We start from the raw sequence: 25,660 nt of genomic DNA, 5'->3' as shown, positions 1-25,660 counted from the left end.
CGCGGGTGTGCGGTGCTGGGGAACGCTGCTTCGGGGTACGGGGCTCCGCCGGGCGAAGCGGTCACTTCTTGGCCGGCACGATGTTGCCGACGGTGATCCCCTTGGGGTTGAGGTGCGCGATGTGGCCGCTCTCGGTGCCCGCCGAGGGGTCGATCACGCAGTCGATGAGGGCGGGGCCGCCGGAGGCGAGCGCCTCGGTGAGGGCGGCGGTGACCTCGGCGGGGGTCGTCGCGCGGTAGCCCTTGCCGCCGAACGCCTCGAACATCACGTCGTGGCGCGCCGCGGACATGAGGGTGGTCGGCGACGGGGCGTCGTCGTAGGGGTTGACGTCGTCACCGCGGTAGACGCCGCCGTTGTTCATGATGACCGTGACGACCGGCAGCTTGTAGCGGCAGATCGTCTCGATCTCCATCCCGCTGAAGCCGAAGGCGCTGTCGCCCTCGACGGCCACGACCGGTGCCCCGCTCTCGACGGCGGCGGCGATCGCGTAGCCCATGCCGATGCCCATGACGCCCCACGTGCCGCTGTCGATGCGGTGCCGCGGTACGTGCATGTCGATCACGTTGCGCGCGATGTCCAGCGCGTTGGCGCCCTCGTTGACGAGGTAGATCTCGGGGTTCTGGTGGATGACGTCGCGTACGGCCTTCAGGGCGCCCATGAACTGCATCGGGTGCGGGTCGGCCTTGAGGCGCTCGGCCATCTTGGCGACGTTCTGGGCCGAGCGGGCGCCCAGTTCCTCGCGCCAGGCGGTGGGCGCGGCGATCCGGCCCGGCTTCGACCGCTCGACGAGGGCCTCGACGACCGACTCGATGTCCCCGACGAGCGGGGCGGCGATGGGCTGGTTGCTGTCCATCTCCTTCGCCTCGATGTCGATCTGGACGAACTTGGCGTCCGGGTTCCACTGCGGCGCCTCGCCGTGGCCCAGCAGCCAGTTGAGGCGGGCGCCGATCAGCATGACGACGTCGGCCTTCTTCAGCGCCAGCGAGCGGGCGGTGGCCGCAGACTGCGGGTGGTCGTCGGGCAGCAGGCCCTTCGCCATGGACATCGGCACGTAGGGGATGCCGGTGGACTCGACGAACTCGCGGATCTGCGCGTCGGCCTGGGCGTAGGCCGCGCCCTTGCCGAGGACGATCAGCGGCCGCTGCGCGCCGGCCAGCAGCTCGATCGCGCGGTCCACCGCCTCCGGGGCGGGCAGTTGGCGCGGCGCCGGGTCGACGAGACGGCTCAGCGTCTTCGCGCCCTCCTCCGCGTCCATGATGGAACCGAGCACCGCGGCGGGGATGTCGAGGTAGACACCGCCGGGGCGCCCGGAGACTGCGGTGCGCAGGGCGCGGGCGATGCCGCGGCCGATGTCCTCGACGCGGCTGATGCGGTAGGCGGCCTTGCAGAACGGCTGCGCGGCGGCGAGCTGGTCCATCTCCTCGTAGTCGCCCTGCTTGAGGTCGACGAGGTGGCGCTCGCTGGAGCCGGAGATCTGCACCATCGGGAAGCAGTTGGTCGTCGCGTTCGCGAGCGCCACGAGTCCGTTGAGGAAGCCCGGGGCCGACACCGTCAGGCAGATGCCGGCCTTCTTGGTGAGGTAGCCGGCCGCGGCCGCCGCGTGTCCGGCGTTGCTCTCGTGGCGGAAGCCCACGTAGCGGATGCCCTGCGCCTGGGCGAGCCGTGCGAGGTCCGTGATCGGGATGCCGACCACCCCGTAGATGGTGTCGACGTCGTTCATCTTGAGCGCGTCGACGACCAGGTGGTACCCGTCGGTGAGCTCGGCCGGTGCGTCGGCGTTCGCCGCGGTCTCCAGTGGTGAGGGGGCGGTCATGGTCCGAGGTCCTCCTTGGGCAAGTCATGCGTGCGGCTGCTTCCCCCACCATCCGCAGCCCGCTCCGCCGCGTCCAAGACCTATCGGCGACCAGCCGATAAACGGCGTTTATCGACGCACGCCACAGGGGCGTTGAGGTGGGTTGATAGACCTCCGCTATCGACCGTTCGGCAGCGCGTATTGGACGGCTGCTCGGCGCCCCGCGCAGTCTCGCTGGGGACGGTTCATCAGACATTCCCGGCGCGAGGAGGTGCGGCCATGGCCGTTCCGGCCGCAGCATCCGTGCGCGACCCCGACCGCTACCGGCCGCCGGCGGTGACGGGCCTGACCGATCTGCTGGACTGGCCTGCTCGCGGGCGCCCGCAGGCACCCGCGCTGATCGCGGGCGCCGACCGCGCGGAGGTCTCCTACCGGGCCCTGGACGAGCTGGCCGACGCGGTGGCGGCGCGCCTGACCGCCGCGGGGCTGCGCCCCGGGGACCCGGTGGGCCTCGTCAGCGCCAACACCGTGGAGTTCGTCGCGGCGTTGCTGGGCGGGGCGCGGGCCGGGCTGGTGGTCGCCCCCGTGGACCCCGCGCTGCCCGGGCCGCGGATGACGGCCCGGCTCGAGGCGCTGGGGGTGCGGGCCGTCCTGCTGGGCCCGGTCGCGGGCGGCGCCCCTGCGGCGGCCGTGGGGCCCTCCGTCCCCGCCTGGACGCTGCGGGTGGACCTCTCCCCCGCCGGGACGGCGACCGCGGTGCTGGACAGACGTCCGGGTGCGGGTACGGGCGCACCGGCCGCCGCGCGGGGCGCGGCCGGTGAACTCGTCGCGCAGGACGCCCTGGTGCTGTTCACGGCGGGCACCACCGAGGCGAAGATGGTCCCGCTGACGCACGGCGCGGTGGCCGCCTCGGTGCGCGGCGTGTGCGCCACGTACGAGCTGGGTCCGGGCGACGCGACCGTCGCGGCGATGCCGTTCTTCCACGGGCACGGGCTGTTCGCCGCCCTGCTGTCCACCCTGGCGAGCGGGGGCTGCGTGCTGCTGCCGGCGCGCGGACGGTTCTCGGCGCACACCTTCTGGGACGACATGCGGGCGGCCGGCGCCACGTGGTTCACCGCGGTGCCCACCATCCACGAGATCCTGCTGGAGCGGGCCGCGACGGACCTCCCGGGCCCCCAGACCCCGCCGCTGAGGTTCCTGCGCAGTTCCAGCGCGCCCCTCAACACGGCCACCCAGCGGGCGCTGGAACGCACCCTGGGCGCGCCCCTGCTGTCGGCGTACGGGATGACCGAGTCCGCGCACCAGGCGACGAGCGAGCCGCTGCCGCAGCACGGGTCGCTGAAGCACGGTTCGGTCGGCCGGCCGGTGGGCGTCGAGCTGCGGGTCCTGGACCCGGACGGGAAGCCGTGCCCGCCCGGCGGCGAGGGCGAGGTGTGGGTGCACGGGCCGACGGTGGCCCGCGGCTACCTCGGCAATCCGGCGGAGACCGCGCACGGCTTCGCGGACGGCTGGTTCCGCACCGGCGACCTCGGCTCGCTCGACGAGGACGGCCACCTGTTCCTGACCGGGCGCCTGAAGAACCTCATCATCCGCGGCGGCGAGAAGGTCTCGCCCGAGCACGTCGAGGACGTCCTCGCCGGGTGCCCGGGGGTGGCCGAGGCCGCGGTGTTCGCCGTGCCCGACGCGACGTACGGGCAGCGGGTCGGCGCGGCCGTGGTCCTGTCCGGTGCGGAGGCGCCGGGGTCCGAGGTGCCCGGGCCCGAGGAGGTGCGGCGGTACTGCCGCGGCCGCCTGGCCCCCTTCGAGGTCCCCGACCGGATCCGGGTCGTCGCCTCGCTCCCGCACACGGCGAAAGGAGGGCTGGACCGGGCGGCGGTGGACCTGCTCTACGCACAGGACCCCGGATGGCCGGGGCTCATCTGACGCGGCTCATCTGACGCGGTGCTCGGCCGGCAGCGGCTGGTCGAAGAACTCGTCCAGCGACAGGCCGGCCGCGGCGTTCATGAACGCCCGCGCCGCGACCGAGCCCGGGGTGGCCGCGTGGATGGCGACGGAGACCTTGGCCCTGGCGTCCGGCTCGACCAGGCGCACGGCCCGCATCCTGCCGAGCGGCGGCATCGCCCGCAGCCAGGTGTGCGGGACGATGCTCGCGCACGCGCCGGCGCCCACGCTGGCGTAGAGGGCGGCCACCGAGTCCGTCTCGACCTGCGGGGTCACCACGACCCCGCTCTCGGCGAAGGCGTCGTCGATGACCTGGCGGATCCTCATGTCGGGGGTCAGCAGCGCGAGCGGCATCGTGGCCGCGTCCGCCCACTTCATGGTGTCGGTGTGCGGCAGCAGCTGGTCGCTGGAGGCGAGGAGCATGTACCGCTCCTCGTACAGCGGCATCATCTGCAGGTTCTCGCGGTCGTGCGGGGCGAAGTGGGCGATCGCGGCGTCCAGTTCGAACGCGAGCAGCTGGCGGTGGAGTTCGGTCGTCGACAGCCGGGAGCGGACCTGGACCTTGGCCAGCGGGTGGGCCGCGCAGAAGGCGGCGACGGGGAGGACCAGGGTGGTGGACGCGGTGGGTTCGGTGCCCAGCCGCAGGGTGCCGGTGATGCCCGACTGGACGGCGGCCACCTCGGCCTTGAAGGCCTCCTGCTCGGCGAGGATCCGCTTGGCCCACACCACCAGCCGCTCGCCCTCGGGGGTCAGGCCCTGGTAGTTGTGGCCGCGGTTGATCAGCGTGACGTTCAGCTCCCGTTCGAGCTTGGCTATCGCCGCCGACAGCGCGGGCTGCGACACGTAGCAGGACTCCGCCGCCCGGGCGAAGTGCCGCTCCCTGGCGACCGCCACGAAGTACTCCAGCTGACGGAACAGCATGAACGACTCCTCTCTGCCTGGGGCCGCGGCCCTGCCGGCACTTCCCGCTGGAGTCGCAACGCCGTCGGTGCCGGCGGCCCGACGCTCCCGGGGCGGCGGACGTCCCCGGGGGGCCGGCGGCGGACGAGCTGTTTGCGGTGTGACCTGGCAAAGCCTACCGAGCCGGATCGCGGCCCTCGTTCGTGCCCGCGAACCGGTGCGGGCCCCCGACCGGGGCCCGGTTCCGTCGCCGCCGCGACGGAACCGGGCTCCGGGGGTACGGCCGCGGTCGTCCGGCGGTGGGCCGGGGTTCCGCGGGTCGGGTGTGTACGGGATCGGATGTGCGGGACGGGAGGGACACGGGATCGGGATCGGGTGCGGGGGGGGACGGTCGGGCGGCACGGACGGCGGGACGGCCGGGCGGCGCGGAAGGCCGGGGTCAGGCGGCGGGGGCCGGATCCGGCGCGGTGGCGCCGTTCTCCTGTCCCGCGATGACGCCGCGCGCCAGCAGTTCGGTGGCGGCGTGGACGGCCCGCAGGTTGGGGGCGTCCGCGCCGGAGATGTCGGCCATCTCCACGACGGCCGTGACGATGGCGTCGAGTTCGAGCTGCTTGCCGGCCTCGAGGTCCTGGAGCATCGAGGTCTTGTGGTGTCCCACCCCCTCGGCGCCCCGAAGCCGCTTCTCGATCGAGATGTCGGGGGTGCTGCCGACCCTGGCCGCGATGTCGAGGGTCTCCTCCATGAGCTGGGTGACCAGCCGCCTGGTGTGCGGGTGCTTGCAGATGTCGACCATGGTGGCCCTGGTGAGGGCGCTGATCGGGTTGAACGCGACGTTGCCCATCAGCTTGATCCAGATGTCGTCGCGCAGGTTCGGCTCCACCGGGCACTTGAGGCCGCCGGCGATCATGGCCTCGCTCAGTTGCGTGCACCGGTCCGAGACGCCGCCGCCCGGCTCGCCGATGGAGAACCGGGTGCCCTCCAGGTGCCGGATGACACCGGGGGACTCGATGACCGTCGCGGGGTAGACGACGCAGCCGATGGCGCGCTCCGGCGCCAGGACCTCGCTGGTGGCGCCGCCGGGGTCGACCGCCTCGATCCGCCGCCCCTCGTAGGGGCCGGCCAGCTTGTGGAAGTACCACCAGGGGATGCCGTTCTGACCGGCCACCACCGCGGTGTCGTCGCCGAGCAGCGGGGAGATCAGCGGTCCCGAGCTCGCGTAGGAGTGTGCCTTGAGGCCCAGGAAGACGTAGTCGACGGGGCCTATCTCCTCCGGGTCGTCCGTGGCGTGGGGCTTGGCCACGAAGTCACCGCGCGGGCTGTTCACCCGGACTCCGTGGGCGCGTATCGCCTGAAGATGCTCACCCCGGGCGATCAGGTGGACGTCGGCGCCACCACGGTGCAGTGCCGCGCCCACATAAGCGCCGATCGCACCGGCTCCGAGGACTGCGATTTTCACGGCGACTCCTCTCCATTCGAAGGGGGAGTGAATACTGTATGCAGTACCCTCTGGGGATGTACAGTCCCCTCACGGGAAGTCGCGCTCTCGGAACCGGACAGCACCCCGGCCGGCACCGCGGCGGAGGTCTCCGGCGTCTCCCCCGGCCATGAACCGGGTCACACAGGCCCCGGACAGGTTGATCGAGCACGCAGCAGGGGAACGCTTCGCCGCACACGCGGTCCCGGGCCCGCACGGCCGTACCAGGAGGCCGGGGAACACGCACTGCGCACGACGGCCCGGCCGGGCAGCCGAAGGCGTCGGCCGGTAGCGACGGAAAAGGAGAGCGATGTCGGATTCACCCCCTCAGCAGATCGGTGTCGTCACGGAGTCCACCGCCGGGGAGACGCGGGTGGCGGCCACACCGGACAGCGTCCGCCGGCTCCTCGGCCTCGGCTACGAGGTCGTCGTGGAGTCGGAGGCCGGAGCCGCCTCCGGCTTCCCCGACGAGGCCTACGTGGACGCGGGCGCGCGGATCGGCGACGCCTGGCAGGCGGACGTGGTCCTCAAGGTCAACGCCCCCTCGCACGAGGAGATCGAGAAGCTGCGCGAAGGAGCGACCCTCATCGGGCTGATCGCTCCGGCCCACAGCCCCGACCTCGTCGAGGAACTGGCGGCACGGCCGATCACCGTCCTGGCGCTGGACGCCGTCCCGCGCATCTCCCGGGCCCAGTCGATGGACGTGCTCAGCTCGATGGCGAACATCGCCGGGTACCGGGCGGTGATCGAGGCGGCCCATGTCTTCGGGCGCTTCTTCACCGGACAGGTCACGGCGGCGGGCAAGGTGCCCCCGGCCAAGGTCCTGGTGGCCGGCGCGGGCGTGGCGGGCCTCGCCGCGATCGGCGCGGCCGGCAGCCTCGGCGCGGTGGTCCGGGCCACCGACCCGCGGGCCGAGGTCGCCGACCAGGTCCGTTCCCTGGGCGGGGAGTTCCTCGCCGTCGAGGTGGACCAGGAGGCGAGCAGCGACGGTTACGCCCGGGCGACCTCCGAGGAGTACGACCGGCGTGCCGCCGAGATCTACAGCGAGCAGGCGGCGGACGTCGACATCGTCATCACCACCGCGCTCATCCCCGGCCGCCCGGCCCCCCGGCTGATCACGGCGGCCGACGTGGCGTCGATGAAGCCCGGCAGCGTCATCGTCGACATGGCCGCCGCGCAGGGCGGCAATGTCGAGGGCACGGTCAGCGGGAAGGCGATCGTCACCGACAACGACGTGACGATCATCGGCTACACCGACCTGGCGGGCCGGCTGCCCGCCCAGGCCTCCCAGTTGTACGGGACCAACCTCTTCAACCTGCTCAAACTGCTGACACCGGGCAAGGACGGGCGGCTGACGCTCGACTTCGACGACGTCGTGCAGCGGACCGTCACGGTGGTGCGGGAGGGCGAGAAGACCTGGCCGCCACCGCCCGTCCAGGTGTCGGCGGCACCCGCCGGGCAGACCCCGGCGCCGGCGGCGCCCGCGCCCGCCCCGAAGGAGTCACGCCCGAAGCCGGCCGTCCGCTACGGACTCGTCGGCGTCTGCATGATCGCGATGTTCGTCCTCGTCGCCTTCTCCCCGGCTCAGCTCATCGGCAACTTCACGGTGTTCGCGCTGGCCGTCGTCATCGGTTACTACGTGATCGGAAAGGTCCACCACGCCCTGCACACCCCGCTGATGTCGGTCACCAACGCCATCTCGGGGATCGTGGTGATCGGAGCACTGCTGCAGATAGGCCACGCCGGACCGGCCGTCACCGTGATGTCGGTCGTGGCGATCATGTTGACCACCGTGAACATCTTCGGCGGATTCGCCGTCACCCGCCGCATGCTCGCCATGTTCTCGAAGGGCTGAGGATCGATGAACGCAACCACGGCCGCACAGGCCGCCGACATCGTCGCCGCGCTGCTGTTCATCTTCAGCCTGGCCGGACTCTCGCAACACCGCACCTCCCGCGCCGGAGTGGCGTACGGCATCGGCGGCATGGCGCTGGCGCTGGTCGCCACCGTCGTCGCCGCGGCGCAGAGCATCCCGGGATACGCCGTCGTGCTGATCGTGGCGGCCACGGCCGTCGGCGGCGCCGTCGGCCTGTGGCGGGCGCGCCGGGTCGAGATGACCCAGATGCCCGAACTCATCGCCGTCCTGCACAGCCTGGTGGGCCTCGCCGCCGTGCTGGTCGGCTGGAACAGCTACTACGAGGTGGAGGCGCACGGCGCGGCGCAGACCCGGGTCGCCGGCGACCTGCTCGCCATCCACCACGCCGAGGTGTTCATCGGCATCTTCATCGGCGCGGTCACCTTCACCGGTTCCGTCGTCGCCTTCCTGAAGCTGTCGGCGCGCATCAAGTCCCGTCCGCTGACGCTGCCCGGGAAGAACGCCCTCAACCTGGGGGCGCTGGCCGGCTTCGTGGCCCTGACCGTGTGGTTCACGGTGACCCCGAACCTGGGTCTGATGATCGCCGTCACCGTCCTGGCGCTCGCGCTCGGCTGGCACCTGGTCGTCTCGATCGGCGGCGGTGACATGCCGGTCGTCGTGTCGATGCTCAACAGCTACTCGGGCTGGGCCGCGGCCGCGGCGGGCTTCCTGCTCAACAACAACCTGCTGATCGTCACCGGCGCGCTGGTCGGCTCCTCCGGCGCCTACCTGTCGTACATCATGTGCAAGGCGATGAACCGCTCCTTCCTCTCGGTGATCGCCGGCGGCTTCGGCGTCGAGGCGGCGACGGGCGGCGACGAGGAGCAGGGCGAGCACCGCGAGACCTCCGCGGAGGAGACGGCCGAACTCCTTGAGAACGCCACCTCGGTGATCATCACCCCCGGCTACGGCATGGCGGTGGCCCAGGCCCAGCACCCGGTGGCGGAGCTGACCCAGGCCCTGCGGCGGCGCGGGGTGCAGGTGCGCTTCGGCGTCCACCCGGTGGCCGGCCGGCTGCCGGGGCACATGAACGTGCTGCTCGCCGAGGCCAGGGTGCCGTACGACGTCGTGCTCGAGATGGACGAGATCAACGACGACTTCGGCGACACCACGGTGGTGCTGGTCATCGGGGCCAACGACACCGTCAACCCGGCCGCGGAGGAGGACCCGTCGAGCCCGATCGCCGGCATGCCGGTGCTGCGGGTGTGGGAGGCGGAGAACGTCGTCGTCTTCAAGCGGTCCATGTCCTCGGGGTACGCGGGGGTCCAGAACCCGCTGTTCTTCCGCGAGAACAGCCGCATGCTCTTCGGCGACGCCAAGGAGAGCGTGGACGCCATCCTGCGGTCGCTCGGCACACCGGAGTCCGGTTCGGCGGCGGCACGGGGGCTGCGCACCGACCAGCAGCCCGCGCCCGCCTGACGGGCACTCCACCCGCGGCGGTGGGGCGGGGGAAGCACGGCTTCCCCCGCCCCTTCCGCTCTGCGGCGGTGCCCGCGCGGTCGGTCTCCGCACACCGACTGCCAATTTCCGACAAAGCCTTGTTCAACCCTGCTCCTGAATTGCATACCAAAATCTGTATTCTTGGCACTGTGCAAAGAACTCAGCCGACAGGGGGGCTCATGCGCGAGACACGTACCGCGGCCGCCGTCGTCCGGGTCACCCGGCCGGCACCACTGCGCCAGGCCGTCTACGAGGCCCTGATCGACCTGATCGTCAACGGCACCCTCAGACCGGGGCAGCACCTGGTCGAGGCCGAACTCGCCGACCACCTCGGCGTCAGCCGCCAGCCGGTGCGCGAGGCCCTGCAGCGCCTGCAGACCGACGGCTGGGTCGACCTGCGCCCCGCCCAGGGCGCCTTCGTCCACTCCCCCACGCAGGAGGAGGCCACCCAACTGCTCAGCGTCCGCGCCGTGCTGGAGACCCACTCCGCGTACGGCGCCGCGCTGCACGCCACGGACGGGGACGTCACCCGGCTCTGGGACCTGCAGGACGCCGGCATCGCCGCCCTGGCGGCGGACGACGCCCGCGGCATCGTCGAGGCCAACGCCGCGCTGCACGGGTTCATCACCGAGCTGTCCCGCAACCGGGTCCTCGCCGAACTGATCCTGCAGGTCGACCGGCGGGTGCGCTGGTACTACATGCCCATCGCCCGGCCCCGCGGCCGGGACGCATGGAACGAGCACGCCACCATCATCGAGGCCATCGCCCTGGGTGACGCGGACCGCGCCGAGGAACTGATGCGCCGCCACACCCGGAACACCACCGACTTCTACTGCCGGCAGATCGCCGCCGCCGTCGACGCCGGGCGCGCCTGAGGGCCCCCGGCCACCGGGCCCCGGGAACGCCGGACGGCCCGGGGGCAGGGGGGGCACCCGGGCCGTCGTCGAGGGGGAGGAACAGTCGGCGGAAGGAACGTCGTGCGGGGAAGAAGCGGCTGGTGGAGGGGCGGGCGGGGCCGGGCGGAGCAGGGGGCGCACCCCACCGCTCGGCCCCGCCTCCGTGTCGCGGGCACCCGGTCCGGAACTGCCGCCGCCCCGGTCCGGGCCCTTGCGCCCGCGCACGTTGGAGGGGGCTCCTGACGGAGCCCCGGTACCGCAGCCGTCAGGTGGTGGCCTCGGCGGGAGAGGGGGTACGGCTGTCCACCTCGGCCACCGGGCTCCCTTCGCCGCTCCGGCGCGGGGCGCCGGGCTGCCGCAGGAACACCGTGATCAGCGCGGAGAGGAAGGCGATGCCCCCGGCCAGGTAGTAGGCGCCGGAGTAGCCCCAGGCGGCGACCACGCCGGCGGCCACACCGCCGCCGCCGACACCGCCGACCAGCTTGGCGCTGTAGACCAGCCCGTAGTTCTGCGCGTTGTTGTTCTCACCGAAGTAGTCCGGCGTGAGCGCGGCGAACAGCGGGTAGAACGCCCCGCCGCCGAAACCGTTGAGGAACGCGAAGAACAGGAACAGGGGTTCGTTGTGCGCCTGGCCCGACCACAGCACACCGAACTGCGCCAGTCCCGCCACCACCAGGACCAGGCCCAGCGTCTGACGCCGGCCCAGGTAGTCCGAGAGCCAGCCGACGATGGCCCGGCCGACGCCGTTGACCACGGCGAGCACACCCGCCGAGGAGGCCGCGACCAGCGGGCCGAAGCCCAGGCTCTTGGCGAACGGCACCTGGAAGTTGATGCCGAACAGCGACACGCCGCCGATGCAGACCAGCGCGAACCACATCAGCGGCAGCTGCCCGGTCCTGATCGCCTCCATCGGGGTGAACTGCCCCTTGGCGGGCGGGTTCTTGGCCAGTCGCTTGGCCACCCGCTTCGCGTCCTCGCTGACGCCCCGGTTCAGCGGGTCGACGTCGTGCGGCCACCAGCTCTTCGGCGGGTCGCGGAAGAACATGCCGCAGAAGGCGACGACCAGCACCATGCCCAGCGCGATCAGGTCGAGGACCATCTTGTAGTTGGACGGGTGGAACCAGTAGTTGAAGACGAAGATGAGCGGCAGGGTTCCGTAGGCGAAACCGCCGTTCACGAACCCGGTGCGGGCGCCCTTGTTGTCGGGGTACCACTTGCCGACCATGTTGATGCAGGTCGCGTACACCAGGCCGGCGCCCGTGCCGCCCAGCACCGAGTAACCGGCGATCACCACATAGGGGTTGCTCAGGTGCGAGAGCGCCAGGAAGCCGAGTCCGGAGAAGACCGCTCCGGCGAGCATGGCCGTCCTGGCCGGCAGGACCCCGGTCTCCCGCAGCCGTCCCGCGGGGAACGCGACGCCCGCCTGGAAGACCGCCCAGATGCTGGCGATCCAGAACGTCTCGGTCAGGGTCCATCCGTGGGCGTGCTCCAGCACCGCCTCCGCGGAGCTGTAGCCGTACTCGTAGACGCTGACGCCCATCATCGCGATCCAGGGGAGCCAGACCATCCAGGCCCGGGGCCTCCCCAGCAGGGAGCGGTCGGTCTCCCCGACCCGGTAGACGCGGCCGTTCGCGTCGCTGACCTCCCGGTACTGCCCGGGAACCACGTGCGGTGTTACTGACATCGGTGCCTTCCCTTGCGTGAAAAGAACCTGGCGTGCGCCCCCTGGGCCCTTCTCTTCATGCGGAGGGGTGGAGCGGACCATCCCTGCGGCTCGGCCCGGCATCGCCGGGCCCGGTGGTACGTCGTCCGGGCAACTGAGGTCCAGGGCGGCAACCCGGACGTGACAGCGCGCAGGCGGGTGACACGGTGGAACGACGTGGTACGACCCCGGGGCACGGCGAAGCAGCCGTGCTCAGGGGGTGTGGAGAGGAACATTCAGCTGGTCAGCGCGATTCTCCATACTGGAGATTGCATACGGTATGGACCGTCGAATCGGGGTGTCCAGGGGATGACGGGAAGATTGACCAGTGCATTACCAACCGGTGGGGCCCGCTCCGCGCCCGTCCGGACGGCCGACTCCAGCCACTGCTGGGCGCGTTGCCCCTGGTCGGAGAGGTAACTCCGACTGACCGCCGAATGGTTGCCTGCGGCACCTGATGCGTCCGCACCGCCGGACGCGCGAGGCGCGGGTAAAGGGCGGGCAAGGAAGACCACGAGAGCGCAAAATCCGGCGCCGGATGTCCCGGGGCGGGCCTGCCGCCCCGGGACCGGAACCGCTACGCGCTCAGGCGCCCGAACTTCCGTACCGCCAGCGGCAGGAAGACCGCCAGCAGGGCCAAAGGCCAGGCCACGGCCGCCCAGACGTGACCGGGTTCGCCACCGGGGCCGCCGAACAGCTCGCGTACCGCCGTCGCGGTGTGGGACATCGGGTTCCACTGGACCGCGGTGCCCAGCCAGCCGGGCATGGAGCCGGGGGCCGCGAAGGCGTTGGAGAGGAAGCCGACCGGCCAGACCAGGATCTGCACGGCGACCACCAACTCCGGCTTCCCCGCCACCAGCGCCAGGTGGATGCCGATCCACAGCATCGCGAAGCGGAACAGCAGCAGGAGGCCGACGGCGCCGAGGAAGCCGGCGGCACCGCCGTGCGTGCGCCAGCCGAGCGCGTGCGCGACGCCGGTCAGGACGGCCAGCCCGGCGGCCGACTGGAGCATGTCCGCAGCCGAACGGCCCACCAGGACGGCGCCGTTGGTCATCGGCATCGCGCGGAAGCGGTCGATCACGCCCTTGTTGAGGTCCTGGGTGACGGCGAGCATCGTGCCCTCCAGACCGAAGGCCATGGTGAGCGCGAGCATGCCAGGGACGAGGTAGCCGAGGTAGTCGCCCGTCACCCCGCGGCCGCCGCCCACGAGGTAGCCGAACATCAGCAGCAGCATCACCGGGAAGACGAGGCCGACCACCACCTGGACCGGCTGCCGTGCCCAGTGGGCGAGTTCGCGCCGGGTCATCGTCCAGCAGTCGGCGAGGACGTACGCGCCCCACGCGCTCCGGACCGGGCCCCGGGTGGTGTACGCGGCGCTCACACGGCCTCCTTCGCCCGCGCGTTCTCCCCCGTGAGGTGCAGGAACACCTCGTCGAGCGTCGGACGGCGCAGGGCGATGTCCTCCGCCTGTATGCCGGCCGACTCCAGGGCGCGGACGACCCCGGTGAGCGCCGCCATGCGGTCCGTCACCGGGGCGCTGAGCAGCCGCCGGTCGGCGTCCACGGACACCTCGCCCCCCGTCGCGGGCAGCAGGGCCCTGGCCGCGGCGAGTTGCCCGGCGTCGCGCAGGACCACGTCGATGCGGTCCCCGCCCGTCCGGGCCTTGAGTTCGTCCGCCGTGCCGTCGGCGATCACCCTGCCGTGGTCGACGACCGAGATGCGGTCGGCGAGCTGGTCGGCCTCCTCCAGGTACTGGGTGGTGAGCAGGACCGTCGTGCCGCCGTCGGCCAGGGAGCGGACCGAGGCCCACACCTCGGCGCGGCCGCGGGGGTCGAGCCCGGTCGTCGGCTCGTCGAGGAAGAGCACCTCGGGCTCGGTGACGAGGGACGCGGCGAGGTCGAGGCGGCGGCGCATGCCGCCGCTGTACCGGCCGACCGCCTTGCGTCCGGTGTCCGCGAGGCCGAAGCGCGCGAGGAGTTCGTCGGCGCGTTCGCGCGCCCGTCGGGCGCCGAGGTGGTGGAGCCGGGCGAACATCTCCAGGTTCTGGCGGCCACCGAGCTGCTCGTCGAGGGCCGCGTGCTGCCCGAGCAGGCCGATGCGGAACCGCACCTGCGGGGCCTCGGTCACCACGTCGTACCCGGCCACCTCGACGCGGCCGCGGTCCGGCCGCAGCAGGGTGGACAGGATCCTGACCAGCGTCGTCTTGCCCGCGCCGTTCGGGCCGAGCACCCCGTGCACGGTGCCGCGCGCGACCGTCAGGTCGAGCCCGTCCAGCGCCGGTCTGCCGCGGTACCCCTTGTACGCCCCTTCGACGGCGATCGCTGTGCCTGTCACGGCGGCTCCTCTGCTGTGGTCGGCTAGTCAAACTTGACTACTGGCGCAAAGTAGCGCTCGCGGAGTCCACCGGTCAAATGACTTCAGCGGGCGTCGCCGGGATGCGGCTCGCCCGTCGCGTACGGGTTCTCCTCGCCCTCCGAGAGCACGCCCACGAACGGCTCGCCCTCCCCGGCGAAGGTGTACGCGCCGCCCTCGATCCGCTCGACGAGCCCCGAGGTCCACGCGGCGTCGGAGTCGGCCGTGTGCACCCAGAGGTTCATGATCTCGCCGATGTGGCCGAGCTGGGCGGGGCCGTCCTCGGGGACGTAGTGCTCGGTGACGGCGGACCGCCACTCCCCGATCCTGCGGATCCGCTCGCGCAGCAGCTCCAGCGCCTCGTCCCGGCGCAGGTCGACGATGAAGCCGATGGCCGCGGACTGGATGTCCATCTTCTGGTCGTACGCCACCAGCGACTCGTGCAGCAGACGCAGGAACTCCTTCGTCCCCTCGTCCGTGATCTCGTACTCGGTGCGGGGCGGGCCGCCGGCCGTCGACGGGGCGACCTCGTGGGCGTGCAGCAATCCCTGCTTCGCCATCTGCTTCAGGGCGTGGTAGATCGAGCCGGGCTTGGCGTTGGACCACTCGTGCGCGCCCCAGTACTCCAGGTCGTTGCGCACCTGGTAGCCGTGGGCCCGCCCGTGCTGGCGGACGGCGCCCAGGACCAGGAGACGGATCGCTGACATGCGGTCCAGGTTAGGCGGACCGGCGCGGGGGCTCGCACGCGCCCCGCGCCCGTCCGTGTCCGTCCCTCGTCCGGTCAGCCCGCGGGGTTGCGGCGGGCACCCCGGCGGCCCTCGCCGCCGGACGCCGTACGCCGTCCCGAGCCGCGGCCCCCCGTACCGGAACCGGTGCCGCCGGCCGCGCCGGCCGCACCCCGGCGCTCGGATCCCCGGCCGCCGGAAGCCCCCGCACCGCCGGACGCGCCGCGCGGGGAAGCCGCCCGGCGGACGCCACCGGCCGCCGCCGTCCCGGCCGCGGACCGGCGCTCCCCGGACCGGCCGGTCGTCCCGGTCGCGGCACCCGTCGACGCCGCCCCGGTCCCGCCGCCACTGCGGCGCCGGCGGGCGGGCCGCCCGCCGTTCCCGGTGCCGCTCCTGCCGTCCTCGCGGGACGCCTTCGGTGCGGCCGCCGGCTGGGGCAACTCGATGGTGACGGCGATGCCGGACGGCTCACGCGCGCCCGTGAGGGTGCTCAGCTCCTCGGCCCCCGAGGTGATGCGGGCCGTCCGGGGCCGGATGCCGGCGTCCGACATCAGCCGCGTGACGTCCCGCTTCTGCTCGGGCAGGACCAGCGTGACCACCCGGCCGGAACCGCCGGCGCGTGCCGTGCGGCCGCCGCGGTGGAGGTAGTCCTTGTGGTCGGTGGGCGGATCGACGTTGACGACCAGGTCGAGGTCGTCGACGTGTATGCCGCGGGCCGCGACGTTCGTGGCGACCAGTGCCGTCACGTGGCCGCTCTTGAACTGCTCCAGGGTGCGGTTGCGCTGCGGCTGGGAGCGGCCGCCGTGCAGGGCCGCCGCGCGGACGCCGACGGCCAGCAGCCGCTTGGCGAGCCGGTCGGCGGACCGCTTGGTGTCGAGGAAGAGGATCACCCGGCCGTCGCGGGCCGCGATGCGCGTGGTGACGGCCTTCTTGTCGGTCTCGTCCAGCACGTGGAGCACGTGGTGCTCCATGGTGGTCACCGCACCCGCGGACGGGTCCACGGAGTGCACCACGGGGTCGGTCAGGAACCGCTGCACCAGGCGGTCGATGTTGCCGTCCAGGGTGGCCGAGAACAGCATCCGCTGCCCGTCGGGCCGCACGCGCTCGATCAGCCGGGTGATCTGCGGCATGAAGCCCATGTCGGTCATCTGGTCGGCCTCGTCCAGCACCGTGATGCCGACGCTGCCGAGCACGCAGTCGCCGTGTTCCACCAGGTCGTTGAGCCGGCCGGGGGTGGCCACGAGCACCTCGACGCCGCGCCGGAGCGTGGCGGCCTGCTTGGTCATGGACAGCCCGCCGACCACGGTGGCCATGCGGAGGTTCACCGCCGTCGCGTACGGGGTCAGCGCGTCCGTCACCTGCTGGGCGAGTTCACGCGTGGGCACCAGCACGAGGGCCAGCGGTGCCTTCGGCTCGGCGCGCAGTCCTGCCGTACGGGCCAGCAGCGCCAGCCCGAAGGCGAGGGTCTTGCCGGAGCCGGTGCGGCCGCGCCCCAGCAGGTCCCGGCCGGCGAGCGAGTTGGGCAGCGTCGCGGCCTGGATGGGGAACGGGGTCGTCACACCCTGCGCGGCGAGGGTCTTCAGCAGCCCCGCGGGCATGTCGAGAGCCGCGAAGTCCTCGACGGCGGGAAGTGCGGGCGTCGTGCTTTCCGGCAGCCGGAATTCCCTCGGCGCCGATGCGGCCGGTCCGGGCGACGACACGCGCCGATTCGATTTCTGGGGCCTGCGGGACATGCGGTTGTTGCCTTCCTGGAACAGCGCAAACCGGGGTCCGCACCATGACGGTGCGGACCCCGGTGAGCGGGTACGCGTCCGGCGGTCAGGCGGGGACGATGTTCTCCGCCTGCGGGCCCTTCTGGCCCTGCGTGACGTCGAAGCTGACCCGCTGGCCCTCGAGGAGCTCACGGAAGCCCTGGGACTGGATGTTCGAGTAGTGGGCGAAGACGTCGGGGCCGCCGCCGTCCTGCTCGATGAAGCCGAAACCCTTTTCGGCGTTGAACCACTTCACGGTTCCCTGTGCCATGACATTCTCCTTCTGTAGGCAGAGGGCCCATCCGGAGAAGCCGGTAGAACAAATAATGCGCCTGCGGGAGAAGAATTCCGTCAGGCGCACATAGGTCATATGGGTACCACAACTGCAATGCCCAAACCCTAGCACAGGCCGCCCCGGAACGACGGCCGGGGCCGCGGCGGCCACCGTCGGTCACGGCCTCCGCACAGGGCAGCGCGAAGCGCCCACCCGTCCGTGTGCCGCGCCCGGCACGGTACGCGCAGGCGTGCCGCGGCGGCCGCGCGCCGGGCCGCGCGGGGCGTCCGGCCGCGTCGGCTGCACCGGGGACGCCTTCCGTGCGGCGCCCCCGGTGAGGCGGGGCCCCGGCCGGCTGCCTGGGCCGGCCGGGACCCCGTGTCGTCAGCGCAGCAGTTTCACCGCCGCGACCACCAGGGGGTCAAGGCCGTCCGCTCCGGAGTCGACGAAGTCGAACAGCCGGGTGCGCATGCGCGGGTCCCAGAACCTGCCGATGTGCCCGGCGACGGCCTCGGCCGCCCGGTCGCCCGGCAGGTGGACGAGGTTGGCCGCGATGTCGTTGGCCATCCGGCGCTCCGCCGGCACTGCGTCCGCCATCTCAGTCCACCACCGTCAGCAACCGGTCGCGGTCCTGGCCACGGTCCTCTTCCCCGCCCTCGGCCCGCCGCGGGCGGGCGAGCCCCACCTGGACGGCGGTCACCTTGTACTCCGGGCAGTTCGTCGCCCAGTCCGAGTTCTCCGTGGTCACCACGTTGGCCCCGGTGACCGGGTGGTGGAACGTGGTGTAGACGACCCCGGGCGGCATGCGGTCGGAGATCTCGGCCTTCAGCGTCGTCTCCCCCACCCGGCTCGCCAGGGTCACGGTGTCGCCGTCCACGATGCCGCGGACCTCCGCGTCGTGGGGATGCAGCTCCAGCACGTCCTCCGGGTGCCAGGCGACGTTGCCGGTGCGGCGGGTCTGCGCACCGACGTTGTACTGGCTGAGGATGCGTCCCGTTGTCAGGATCAGCGGGAAGCGCCGGGTGCTGCGCTCGGCGGTCGGCACGAACGTGGTGACGACGAACCGGCCCTTGCCCCGCACGAACTCGTCCACGTGCATGATGGGCGTGCCCTCGGGGGCCTCCTCGTTGCACGGCCACTGGACGCTGCCCAGCTTGTCCAGCAGCTGGAAGGAGACACCGGTGAAGGTCGGCGTGACCTGGGCGATCTCGTCCATGATCTGACCGGGGTGGTCGTACGCCATGGGGTGGCCCATGGCGGTGGCGATCTCGGAGACGATCTGCCATTCGTGCTTGCCGGTCTTCGGCTTCATCACCGCGCGCACCCGGTTGATGCGGCGCTCGGCGTTGGTGAAGGTGCCGTCCTTCTCCAGGAAGGACGCGCCGGGCAGGAAGACGTGCGCGAACTTCGCCGTCTCGTTGAGGAACAGGTCCTGCACGACGACCAGTTCCATGGCCGCCAGCGCGGCGGTGACGTGCTTGAGGTTGGGGTCGGACTGGGCGATGTCCTCGCCGTGCACGAACAGGCCGCGGAACGTCCCGTCGATGGCGGCGTCGAACATGTTCGGGATGCGCAGCCCGGGCTCGGCGAGGATCGTGCCGCCCCAGAGGTTCTCGAAGACGGTGCGCACGGCGTCGTCGGAGACGTGCCGGTAGCCGGGCAGCTCGTGCGGGAACGAGCCCATGTCGCAGGAGCCCTGCACGTTGTTCTGGCCGCGCAGCGGGTTGACCCCGACGCCGTCGCGGCCGATGTTGCCGCAGGCCATCGCGAGGTTGGCCATGCCCATCACCATGGTGGAGCCCTGGCTGTGCTCGGTGACGCCGAGGCCGTAGTAGATCGCGCCGTTCCGGGCCTGCGCGTACAGCCGGGCCGCCGCGCGCAGTTCCGCGGCCGGCACGCCGGTGAGCTCCTCGGTGGCCTCCGGGCTGTTCTCCGGGCGGGCGATGAACTCGGCCCACTCGTCGAAGTCCTCGCACCGCTCGTCCACGAAGGCCCGGTCGGCCAGCCCCTCGGTGACCACCACGTGCGCCATTGCGTTCACGACGGCCACGTTGGTGCTGGGCCGCAATTGGAGGTGGTGCTCGGCCTGGATGTGCGGGGAGCGCACCAGGTCGATGCGGCGCGGGTCGACGACGATGAGCTTGGCGCCCTCGCGCAGCCGGCGCTTCATCCGCGAGGCGAACACCGGGTGCCCGTCGGTGGGGTTGGCCCCAATCACCATGATGACGTCGGCCTCGGCCACGGACCGGAAGTCCTGGGTGCCGGCCGACTCGCCGAAGGTCTGCTTGAGCCCGTATCCCGTCGGGGAGTGGCAGACCCGGGCGCAGGTGTCGACGTTGTTGTTGCCGAAGGCGGCGCGCACCATCTTCTGGACGACGTACACCTCTTCGTTGGTGCACCGCGAGGAGGTGATGGCGCCGATCGCGCCCGAGCCGTAGGTCTGCTGGAGTTCCCGCATCCGGCGCGCGACGGTGCCGATGGCCTCGTCCCACTCGACCTCGCGCCACGGGTCGGTGATCTTCTCGCGCACCATGGGCCTCAGCACCCGGTCGGGGTGCGAGGCGTAGCCGAAGGCGAAGCGGCCCTTCACGCAGGAGTGGCCCTCGTTGGCGCCGCCGTCCTTGTAGGGCACCATCCGCACCAGCTCGTCGCCGCGCAGCTCGGCCTTGAAGGAGCAGCCGACGCCGCAGTACGCGCAGGTGGTGACCACCGAGCGGGTCGGCATGCCGAGTTCGACCACCGACTTCTCCTGGAGCGTGGAGGTCGGGCAGGCCTGCACGCAGGCCCCGCAGGAGACGCACTCGGAGTCCATGAAGCTCTCGCCCGCGCCGGCCGAGACCTTGGAGTCGAAGCCGCGTCCCTCGATGGTCAGCGCGAAGGTGCCCTGGACCTCGCCGCAGGCGCGGACGCAGCGGGAGCAGGCGATGCACTTGGACGCGTCGAAGTCGAAGTACGGGTTGGAGGTGTCCTTGGGGGCGTCGAGATGGTTCTCGCCCTCGTAGCCGTACCGGACCTGCCGCAGCCCGACCACGCCGGCCATGTCCTGCAGTTCGCAGTCGCCGTTGGCCGGGCAGGTGAGGCAGTCCAGCGGGTGGTCGGAGATGTAGAGCTCCATGACGCCCTGGCGGAGCTTCTCCACCTTCGGTGTCTGGGTGCGCACCTGCATGCCCTCGGCCACCGGAGTGGTGCAGGAGGCGGGGGTGCCGCGGCGGCCGTCGATCTCCACCACGCACAGCCGGCAGGAGCCGAAGGGCTCCAGGCTGTCGGTGGCGCAGAGTTTGGGGATGTCGATGCCGGCCTGCGCGGCGGCGCGCATCACCGACGTGCCCTCGGGCACGGTCACCGGCATCCCGTCCACTTCCACCGAGACCGTCGCCGCGCCGGGCCTCTCCGGAGTACCGAAGTCGGGTTCCTTGAGCAGTGTCATGCCGTGCCCTCCGTCCTGCTTCCATGGGCGTGCGTACGTGGGATCGCCCGGCCGGGGTCGCGGGCGAGGAAGTCGTCGGGGAAGTGCGCGATGGCGCTGCGCACGGGCATCGGGGTGAGCCCGCCCATCGCGCACAGGGAGCCGTCGGTCATCAGCTCGCACAGGTCCTCGAGCAGGGCCAGGTTCTCGTCCCGCTGCTGGCCGGCCACGATCTTGTCGATCACCTCGACGCCGCGGACCGAGCCCACCCGGCAGGGCGTGCACTTGCCGCAGGACTCCTCGGCGCAGAACTCCATCGCGAACCGGGCCTGGGCGGCCATGTCGACGCTCTCGTCGAAGACGACGACGCCGCCGTGGCCCAGCATGGCGCCCGCCTCGGCGAACGCCTCGTACTCCATCGGCAGGTCGAACATCGACGTCGGCAGGTAGGCGCCGAGCGGCCCGCCGACCTGCACGGTGCGGACCGGGCGTCCGGAGAAGGTGCCGCCGCCGTACTCCTCGACCAGTTCGCGCAGCGTGATGCCGAAGGCGGTCTCCACGATGCCGCCGCGCGCGACGTTGCCGCCGAGCTGGAACACCTGGGTGCCGCGGGAGCGTTCGACGCCGAGTTCCTGGTACGCCTTGGCGCCCTCGGCGAGGATGACCGGCACGGTGGCGAGGGTGAGGACGTTGTTGACGACCGTCGGCTTGCCGAACAGGCCCTCGATCGCGGGGATCGGCGGCTTGGCGCGGACGGTGCCGCGCTTGCCCTCCAGGCTCTCCAGCATGGAGGTCTCCTCGCCGCAGATGTACGCTCCGGCGCCGACCCGGACGTGCAGGTCGAAGTCGAGCGGGGAGCCGAGGACGCCCTTGCCGAGCCAGCCCTGCTCGCGCGCGATGTCGATGGCCGCGCGCATCGTGGCCACCGCGTCCGGGTACTCGGAGCGGATGTAGAGGTAGCCCTCGCTCGCGCCGACGGCGTGCGCGGCGATCGTCATGCCCTCGATGAGCATGAAGGGGTCGCCCTCCATGACCATGCGGTCGGCGAAGGTGCCGCTGTCGCCCTCGTCGGCGTTGCAGCAGACGAACTTGAGTTCGTCCACGCAGTCCATCACGGTCTTCCACTTGACGCCGGCCGGGAAGCCGGCGCCGCCGCGGCCGCGCAGTCCGGAGTCGGTGACCTCGGTGACGACGTCGGCGGGGGCCATGCCGAGGGCGGTGCGCAGGCCGGCCAGGCCGCCGTGGCGCAGGTAGTCCTCGGGCGAGAGGGGGTCGGTCACCCCGATGCGGGAGAAGGTGACCCGGGTCTGCCGGGCCAGCCAGGGGAGTTCGTCGACGACGCCGAGGCGCAGCGGGTGCTCGGCGCCCTCGAGGAGGCCCGCGTCCAGCAGTCCCTCGACGTCCTCGGGGGCGACCGGCCCGTAGCCGACGCGGCCGGCCGGGGTGACCACCTCGACCAGCGGCTCCAGCCACAGCATGCCGCGCGAGCCGTTGCGCACCACCTCGACGGGCGCCCCCCGTTCCGCCGCGGCGCGCCGCAGGGCGTCCGCCACCTCGTCCGCGCCGACCGATCTGGCCGCCGAGTCGCGCGGTACGTAGACCGTCACCGCGGAGTCGGAAGAGTCCTTCGTCATGCCACCGTCCCCTTGAGGATGGAGCCCAACCGGGCCGTGTCCACTCGTCCGTACAACCGGCCGTCGACCTCGACCGCGGGCCCCAGGGCGCAGTTGCCGAGGCAGAAGACCTGCTCGACGGTGACCGCGCCGTCCGGGGTCGTCTCCCCCAGCGCCATTCCGGCCTCCCGCGCGTAGCCCACCAGCGTGTCGGACCCGAGGGACTGGCACGCCTCGGCCCGGCAGATGCGCACCGTGGTGCGTCCCGCCGGCTCGCGGCGGAAGTCGTGGTAGAAGGTCACCACTCCGTGGACGTCCGCCCTGGAGAGGTTGAACTCGTCGGCGAGCACGGGAATCGCCTCTTTCGGTACGCACCCCAACTCGGCCTGCAGGGCGTGCAGTACCGGCAGCAGCGCACCGCGCTGATCCCGGTGGTCAGCAACAACCGTCCGGACCACCTCTTCGACCGTCATGTCACTCCCGCCGATCGTCATTGACCACTCCGCCTTCGTCAGGTCAGGGAGTTCCAGCGCGGGATCGTCACAGAGCCGCTTCGCCTTCCCGACGGTGCCGGCCGTACACGGCGACGATACCGCATACAAACTTCTGCATACAGAATCCTGCGGCCTGGACTTCCCGACTCCCGGCAGCCGACCGGCAGCCGGGCGCACCATGCCGCGGTACAAGGCATGTTGCATACCAAAACCTGTATACTGAATCGTCCCGCCGCCCGCGACCCTCCCGGCGGCCCCGAGTCCAGAGCCGTCGGCCCGCGGGCTCGGTGGCAGAACGGGGGAACCATGCGCGAGGCCCTGACAGCCGCGGCGACCCGCCGGGTCGCCCGCCCCGCCCCACTGCGCGAGGCCGTGTACGACGCCATCGTCGAACTCATCATCAGCGGGTCCCTCACGCCCGGTCAGCACCTGGTGGAGGCCGAACTCGCGGAGCACCTCGGGGTGTCCCGCCAGCCGGTGCGCGAGGCCCTCCAGCGCCTGCAGACCGACGGCTGGGTCGACCTGCGTCCCGCCCAGGGCGCCTTCGTCCACTCCCCCACCGAGGAGGAGGCCGCCCAACTGCTCGGCGTCCGCTCGGTGCTGGAGACCTACTCGGCACGCCTCGCCGCCGAGAACGCCAAGCCCGAGGACGTCGAACGCCTCTGGGAGCTGCAGCAGGACGGGGTGGGGGCGCTCGCCGCGGGCGATGTGGAACGCCTGGTCACGGCCAACACCGCACTGCACTCCTTCATCACCTCCATCGCCGCCAACGCCGTGCTGGCCGAGCTGATCTCGCAGGTGAGCCGGAAGGTGCGGTGGTACTACACCCCCATCGCCAAGCCCCGCGGCAAGGACGCCTGGAACGAGCACGCCCAGCTGATCAGGGCCATCGCCAAGGGCGACGCCGAACGCGCCGGCGAGATCATGCGCAAGCACACCGAACGCACCGGCGACTATCGCAAGGCGGTCGCGGCGGGGGCGACGGCACTGAGCTGAGCCGCCCCGGCCGGTGCCGAGGGGGCCGATTCCGCGGCCGCCACCGACGGGTGGACGGCCGCGGCGCCCACGGCGTCCCGCAGTTCGCGCAGCCACGGCAGCACCGCGCTCAGAAGGACCTCGCGCCCCGCGCCGTCCTCCCCGAGCATCGCGTCGGCGGGGACGAGGACGGGGTCGGCGAGCACCGTCGAGGTGGCGCTGCCGTGCGGCCCCGTACCGTCCGGCCGGGCGGGGACGAAGAGGTCGGGCGCGTGCGCGGGCACCAGCCACAGGGTCAGCCCGTCCGGGGCGGAAAGCGGCAGTGACGACCAGACGTAGCTGTCGGCCTCCCCCGCCGCGACCACCTCGTGCTTGCGGGCGCGCAGGGCGACCACCTCGCCCGAGCGGGTCGCGGTCGCGGTCCCGGCACCGGTCCCGGCACCGGCCGCGCCGGACGCCCCGTCCGCCAGGGCGAGGCTGCTCAGATGACGTCCGGCGGCTATCTCACCGCGCACCCAGGGGCTTCCGCACGCCTCGATCACGGCGACCGCCGCGTAGTGCGACTGGAGCACGGCCGCGGTCACCGGGCAGCTCGCGGCGATCCGCGCGACGACGTCGGCGGCCTCGGCCGGGCCACGGCCACCGCCGCCCAGGCCGGCGGAGACGGTCAGCCCGAGCAGCCCCGCCTCGCCCAGGGCGGTCACCGCGCCGCGCGGGAACCTGCCCTCCCTGCCGGTCCGTTCGGCGCGGGGTGCGATGACGTCGCTCAGGACACGGGAGAAGGCGTTGCGGTACGACACGAGGTGACCCCCTCGGGAACGGTTGCTGATCTGCCGTCAGGCAGCGGACGTGGGCACGACGACGGACGGGGCGGCCGGGAACGCGGGTACGCGTTCGCCGGCCACCCCGCCGGCGTGCGCGCGGACCAGCCGCCGGGAGCAGCCGTCCCGCGTCTCCCGGCAGGTTGCCGTCCGCCGGTCCGCGCGCAGGTCCTGGACGGGGCGTCGGTGCCCCGGGGGGCTCAGGGCCGCGGGTCGATCTCCCGCAGCAGCCCCGTCGTGACGTCGAAGACAAAGCCCCGGACGTCGTCGGTGTGGAGCAGGAACGGGGAGGTGCGCACCCGTTGCATCGACTGCCGGACGTCCTGGTCGACGTCCTGGAAGGCCTCCACCGCCCACGCGGGGCGCTGGCCGACCTCCATCTCCAGTTCGTGCCGGAAGTCCTCGGTGAGGGTCTGCAGACCGCAGCCGGTGTGGTGGATCAGTATCACGCTGCGGGTCTTCAGGGCGCGCTGGCTGATGGTCAGCGACCGGATGGTGTCGTCGGTGACCACGCCGCCGGCGTTGCGGATGGTGTGACAGTCGCCCAGTTCCAGGCCGAGGGCGGCGTGCAGGTCGATCCGGGCGTCCATGCAGGCCACCACGGCCACCTGGAGCACGGGCCGGGCGCCCATGCCCGGGTCGGTGAACCCCGCGGCGTACTTGCGGTTGGACTCCACCAGGCGGTCGATGACCGTCTCCTCGCCCGGGGCGCCGCCGCCGGGCTGTGCGGAACCGTACGTTGACGTCGACATGACTCCGGTGCGCTCCTTTTCTGGTGCGGCCCCCCACGTGTTCCGATCATCCACGTGAACGGCCGGTTCGGGGTGGACCACGGCGGTCGCCGCCGCCCCCGTTTCCTCCCGTCGGTCGATAGACGGGGTGAATCAACGCAGGCCGGACCCGAGGGCACAGCGGCCCCGGTACGGCGGCGGGGTCCGTCGCGCCGACGGGCCGTGCTCGGGGCGCCGCCCGTACGGCGGCGGCTCGCAGCGCCGGGTGTTGTCGGTGGCGGCCGGGCGGCGCGTGTGGTCCGCGGTCATGGTCAGATCACTCCTTGTGCCTTGAGCGTCGGCAACTCGTCCTCTCGGAGACCGAGTTCGCCGGTGTAGATGTCGTGGTTGTGTTCGCCGAGGAGGGGTGAGCGGTGGATGGTGGTGGGTGAGTCGGAGAGTTTGAGGGGGTTTCCGAC

General features: G+C 72.2%; 21 protein-coding genes and 1 pseudogene. 5 read left to right on the top strand and 17 right to left on the bottom strand.

The genetic code is table 11. From position 1 onward, the window contains the following. Positions 1-61: 61 nt before the first annotated feature. The gene (gene oxc, locus ACFZAU_RS39480) at positions 62-1,813 is read right to left on the bottom strand and encodes an oxalyl-CoA decarboxylase (protein WP_500556214.1); all 1,752 of its coding nucleotides are present in this window, start codon (positions 1,811-1,813) and stop codon (positions 62-64) included. A 258-nt stretch (positions 1,814-2,071) separates the two neighbouring features. Here oxc and ACFZAU_RS39475 point away from each other — a divergent pair, with 258 nt between their 5' ends. After that, positions 2,072-3,715 (top strand): FadD7 family fatty acid--CoA ligase, encoded by a 1,644-nt coding sequence (locus tag ACFZAU_RS39475; protein WP_500556213.1) that lies wholly within the window; start codon positions 2,072-2,074, stop codon positions 3,713-3,715. A 6-nt stretch (positions 3,716-3,721) separates the two neighbouring features. Here the strand turns inward: ACFZAU_RS39475 and ACFZAU_RS39470 are convergent, their stop codons facing one another. Together ACFZAU_RS39470 and ACFZAU_RS39465 are read right to left on the bottom strand one after the other, a co-directional pair. Further along, positions 3,722-4,654: a LysR family transcriptional regulator gene (locus ACFZAU_RS39470; RefSeq protein WP_499610691.1), complete on the bottom strand. Its 933-nt coding sequence runs from the start codon at positions 4,652-4,654 to the stop codon at positions 3,722-3,724. A gap of 418 nt (positions 4,655-5,072) precedes the next feature. Then, positions 5,073-6,089, bottom strand: a complete 1,017-nt coding sequence (locus ACFZAU_RS39465; protein WP_500556212.1) for a 2-dehydropantoate 2-reductase — start codon at positions 6,087-6,089, stop codon at positions 5,073-5,075. 328 nt (positions 6,090-6,417) lie between these two features. On the opposite strand from ACFZAU_RS39465, the gene ACFZAU_RS39460 reads away from it, so the two are divergent. The 3 genes from ACFZAU_RS39460 to ACFZAU_RS39450 all read left to right on the top strand — a co-directional run bounded on the left by ACFZAU_RS39460 (position 6,418) and on the right by ACFZAU_RS39450 (position 10,337). Further along, the gene (locus ACFZAU_RS39460) at positions 6,418-7,962 is read left to right on the top strand and encodes a Re/Si-specific NAD(P)(+) transhydrogenase subunit alpha (protein WP_500556211.1); all 1,545 of its coding nucleotides are present in this window, start codon (positions 6,418-6,420) and stop codon (positions 7,960-7,962) included. 6 nt (positions 7,963-7,968) lie between these two features. Continuing rightward, entirely contained in the window at positions 7,969-9,441 is a 1,473-nt protein-coding gene (gene pntB, locus ACFZAU_RS39455) for a Re/Si-specific NAD(P)(+) transhydrogenase subunit beta (protein ID WP_500556210.1), read from the top strand. 200 nt (positions 9,442-9,641) lie between these two features. After that, positions 9,642-10,337, top strand: coding sequence for a GntR family transcriptional regulator (locus tag ACFZAU_RS39450; protein ID WP_499610699.1), 696 nt, complete (start codon positions 9,642-9,644; stop codon positions 10,335-10,337). A gap of 286 nt (positions 10,338-10,623) precedes the next feature. Here the strand turns inward: ACFZAU_RS39450 and ACFZAU_RS39445 are convergent, their stop codons facing one another. The 10 genes from ACFZAU_RS39445 to ACFZAU_RS39400 form a co-directional block, all read right to left on the bottom strand. Then, positions 10,624-12,042 carry an OFA family MFS transporter gene (locus ACFZAU_RS39445; RefSeq protein ID WP_500556209.1) on the bottom strand — a complete coding sequence of 473 codons (1,419 nt, stop codon included), beginning with the start codon at positions 12,040-12,042 and terminating at the stop codon, positions 10,624-10,626. Between the two features lie 595 nt (positions 12,043-12,637). Beyond that, entirely contained in the window at positions 12,638-13,366 is a 729-nt protein-coding gene (locus tag ACFZAU_RS39440) for an ABC transporter permease (protein ID WP_500556232.1), read from the bottom strand. 71 nt (positions 13,367-13,437) lie between these two features. After that, on the bottom strand, positions 13,438-14,394 hold the full coding sequence (locus ACFZAU_RS39435; protein ID WP_500556208.1) for an ATP-binding cassette domain-containing protein: 957 nt from the start codon (positions 14,392-14,394) through the stop codon (positions 13,438-13,440). 83 nt (positions 14,395-14,477) lie between these two features. Continuing rightward, entirely contained in the window at positions 14,478-15,119 is a 642-nt protein-coding gene (locus ACFZAU_RS39430) for a PadR family transcriptional regulator (protein WP_500556207.1), read from the bottom strand. Positions 15,120-15,193: 74 nt separating this feature from the next. Beyond that, positions 15,194-16,870: a DEAD/DEAH box helicase gene (locus ACFZAU_RS39425; RefSeq protein ID WP_500556206.1), complete on the bottom strand. Its 1,677-nt coding sequence runs from the start codon at positions 16,868-16,870 to the stop codon at positions 15,194-15,196. Positions 16,871-16,955: 85 nt separating this feature from the next. Next, positions 16,956-17,159: a cold-shock protein gene (locus ACFZAU_RS39420; protein ID WP_499610711.1), complete on the bottom strand. Its 204-nt coding sequence runs from the start codon at positions 17,157-17,159 to the stop codon at positions 16,956-16,958. Positions 17,160-17,546: 387 nt separating this feature from the next. Then, positions 17,547-17,759, bottom strand: coding sequence for a formate dehydrogenase subunit delta (locus ACFZAU_RS39415; protein ID WP_499610713.1), 213 nt, complete (start codon positions 17,757-17,759; stop codon positions 17,547-17,549). Position 17,760: 1 nt separating this feature from the next. Beyond that, positions 17,761-20,589, bottom strand: coding sequence for a formate dehydrogenase subunit alpha (gene fdhF, locus ACFZAU_RS39410; RefSeq protein ID WP_500556205.1), 2,829 nt, complete (start codon positions 20,587-20,589; stop codon positions 17,761-17,763). Then, a complete protein-coding gene (locus tag ACFZAU_RS39405) occupies positions 20,586-22,202 on the bottom strand; it encodes a formate dehydrogenase beta subunit (RefSeq protein ID WP_500556204.1) in 1,617 nt (538 codons plus the stop codon). Before ACFZAU_RS39405 ends, fdhF begins: the two co-directional genes overlap by 4 nt. After that, entirely contained in the window at positions 22,199-22,654 is a 456-nt protein-coding gene (locus ACFZAU_RS39400; protein ID WP_500556203.1) for a formate dehydrogenase subunit gamma, read from the bottom strand. The genes ACFZAU_RS39405 and ACFZAU_RS39400 overlap by 4 nt, the downstream gene beginning before the upstream one ends. Positions 22,655-22,981: 327 nt before the next feature. Here ACFZAU_RS39400 and ACFZAU_RS39395 point away from each other — a divergent pair, with 327 nt between their 5' ends. Next, on the top strand, positions 22,982-23,671 hold the full coding sequence (locus tag ACFZAU_RS39395) for a GntR family transcriptional regulator (protein ID WP_499610723.1): 690 nt from the start codon (positions 22,982-22,984) through the stop codon (positions 23,669-23,671). Here ACFZAU_RS39395 and ACFZAU_RS39390 read toward each other — a convergent pair. From ACFZAU_RS39390 to ACFZAU_RS39375, 4 genes and pseudogenes are all read right to left on the bottom strand, one after another. After that, on the bottom strand, positions 23,629-24,450 hold the full coding sequence (locus tag ACFZAU_RS39390; RefSeq protein WP_500556202.1) for an acyl-CoA dehydrogenase family protein: 822 nt from the start codon (positions 24,448-24,450) through the stop codon (positions 23,629-23,631). The two genes, ACFZAU_RS39395 and ACFZAU_RS39390, sit on opposite strands and share 43 nt — an antisense overlap. Before the next feature lie 221 nt (positions 24,451-24,671). Continuing rightward, positions 24,672-25,223 carry a beta-class carbonic anhydrase gene (locus tag ACFZAU_RS39385; protein ID WP_499610727.1) on the bottom strand — a complete coding sequence of 184 codons (552 nt, stop codon included), beginning with the start codon at positions 25,221-25,223 and terminating at the stop codon, positions 24,672-24,674. Between the two features lie 132 nt (positions 25,224-25,355). Continuing rightward, the gene (locus ACFZAU_RS39380; RefSeq protein WP_499610730.1) at positions 25,356-25,511 is read right to left on the bottom strand and encodes a hypothetical protein; all 156 of its coding nucleotides are present in this window, start codon (positions 25,509-25,511) and stop codon (positions 25,356-25,358) included. A 2-nt stretch (positions 25,512-25,513) separates the two neighbouring features. Continuing rightward, a pseudogene (locus ACFZAU_RS39375) lies at positions 25,514-25,660 on the bottom strand (formyl-CoA transferase); the annotation flags it as partial.

The sequence above is a fragment of the Streptomyces sp. NPDC008238 genome (genome assembly GCF_042956445.1).
In the GTDB taxonomy this organism is placed as follows: domain Bacteria; phylum Actinomycetota; class Actinomycetes; order Streptomycetales; family Streptomycetaceae; genus Actinacidiphila.
This window is presented reverse-complemented; position numbering and strand designations above follow the sequence as displayed.